The organism is Pseudomonas sp. P5_B2 (genome assembly GCF_056400445.1).
In genome coordinates, this window is sequence record NZ_JBFULH010001391.1 from 1 (window position 1) to 637 (window position 637).

The window sequence follows — 637 nt, forward strand, 5'->3', positions numbered from 1 at the left end:
ACTCCGGACTCGACAAGCGCAGTGATTTTTTTCAGTTGAGCACCGCTCGCACGTATGAATACGAACGCATATCTGACGTCCTTTTTGCGAGCTTTTCTGCGTATGCCGCTGCTCAACAGACGAATTAGCCAACCCAGTCCCCAGAACAGCTTTTGCTCCTGTGCGAACTCTGCCGTCGGTGGCCCTGAGATGGAGATAAGCTGGCCACCAGGCTTGAGAATGCTGAGTGATTTTTCCAGGTCGACAGGGCCTAGGCTGTTCAATACGACATCGTAGTCGCGCAAGACGTTTTCGAAGTTTTGCTGCTTGTAGTCGATGACAACGTCCGCCCCTAATGCCTTGACCCAATCCACGTTACTTGTGCTGGTCGTAGTGGCAACGAAAGCCCCCAGATGCTTTGCAAGCTGGATGGCAATTGTGCCGACACCACCGGAACCCGCATGGATAAAGACTTTTTGCCCCTTTTTCAACCGGGCTGTTTCAACCAGCACCTGCCAAGCGGTCAGCGCAACCAAGGGAAGAGAAGCCGCTTCTTCCATGGTGATATTTTTCGGTTTCAGCGCGAGGGCACTTTGCTCCACCGCAATCATCTCGGCGAAGGCACCAATGCGCGATTCGGGTGGGCGTGCATAGACTT

At 53.5% G+C, this 637-nt stretch carries 1 protein-coding gene; it reads right to left on the bottom strand.

Translation table 11 applies throughout. The features are described 5' to 3' along the window. A partial coding sequence (locus AC1DRJ_RS31395; RefSeq protein WP_477805528.1) for an NADP-dependent oxidoreductase occupies positions 1-637 on the bottom strand: 637 nt, incomplete at both ends.